Origin of the sequence: Companilactobacillus halodurans (assembly GCF_009600985.1) — a bacterium.
GTDB classification, from domain to species: domain Bacteria; phylum Bacillota; class Bacilli; order Lactobacillales; family Lactobacillaceae; genus Companilactobacillus; species Companilactobacillus halodurans.
In genome coordinates this window covers 1-1223 of record NZ_VDFP01000193.1, presented here as the reverse complement: position 1 = coordinate 1223, position 1223 = coordinate 1, and the positions used below count along the sequence as shown (strand labels likewise).

General features: G+C 36.3%; 1 protein-coding gene and 1 pseudogene. One reads left to right on the top strand and one right to left on the bottom strand.

Translation table 11 applies throughout. From position 1 onward, the window contains the following. On the top strand, positions 1 to 647 hold a 647-nt coding region (locus FHL06_RS13555), incomplete at its 5' end, for a zinc-binding dehydrogenase (protein WP_153387164.1). A 52-nt stretch (positions 648 to 699) separates the two neighbouring features. Here FHL06_RS13555 and FHL06_RS14470 read toward each other — a convergent pair. Further along, a pseudogene (locus FHL06_RS14470) lies at positions 700 to 1223 on the bottom strand (hypothetical protein); the annotation flags it as partial.

Below are 1223 nucleotides of genomic sequence, written 5' to 3'. Positions count from 1 at the left end.
CCTTAGTACCTGATGAAATTATTCATCCGGTTACTTTTGATGGTTCATGGGTAGAATTTGCTAATTATCCCGAAACATTTTATACAGCATTTGGTGCCTTGAAGACAACTAAATTGCATGCTGGTCAAACGTTGTTAGTTCGTGGTGGAACAACTGGTGTAGGGATGGCTGCTTTAGTTATGGCCAAAGCTATGGGCTTGAAAGTTGCCGCAACTACTCGTCGAAAAGAACGCAGTCAAATGTTGTTAGATATGGGTGCTGATGAAGTTGTAATTGACCAAGATGGCAAGTTACAAACAAATAATTCTTATGATGGCATGCTTGACATGGTCGGTGCTCCCGTGGTCAGTGATTCATTGTCACATGTTAAACGTGGTGGTTACTATACAACAATTGGCTTACTGTCTGGAGAATGGATTTGGAATAATTTTGATCCATTTGAAAATATTGCCGGTAAGTACGTCACAGCTTTTGATGGTGTAGATATCAATGATGAAATGGTTAACGACATGTTCAAGTTGATCAATGATAATCATTTGACGATTCCGATCGCTAAAGTATTTAAGTTGGATGAAATTCAAGCAGCACAAGAATATATTATGAAACATGATCGTCTGATTGGACAGGTTATTGTTACGACCGATTAAAATAAAAAACGACTGTTACGAAATATTTTTTTCGTAACAGTCGTTTTTATTTTTAAGCTAAATTGTTAAAAGGTTCATCGCCATCAGCGAGGACAGTTGAATTTTTATCGAAACGCCAGCGGACATTATCGAGACCAGAGGCAAAATTAGTATTTTCAAAATGGCTATTAATTACATCAATGTAAGAATATTTTTTCGGTAAGTTAAGGTTAATGCCAGTTACAGTGGAGTGGTTGTCGACATAGAAATCGCTGAATTCGGTATTTTGGGATGTATCAAGTGTTAGGTCAGTGAATGATAAGTTTGATTTATTTTTTAAGGCAAAGGCATAGTTAGTGAAGACATCTTTTAAATAGGCAGTAGAGTTATCTAATAATGGAGCATTCAGATTAGAATGAGTCGCAATGATTTGACTATTTTTAAGAGAAATGCCGCAAATATTACGTGTTGGATCAGTTAAGACTTCGGAATTTTTTAAAGAAAGTGTCGAATCTTTACAAAAAATCGTATCCCAGCGCGATTCAGTTGTGCGGTCAACAATAATATTGTCGCCATATAATTCAGCACCATCGTAAA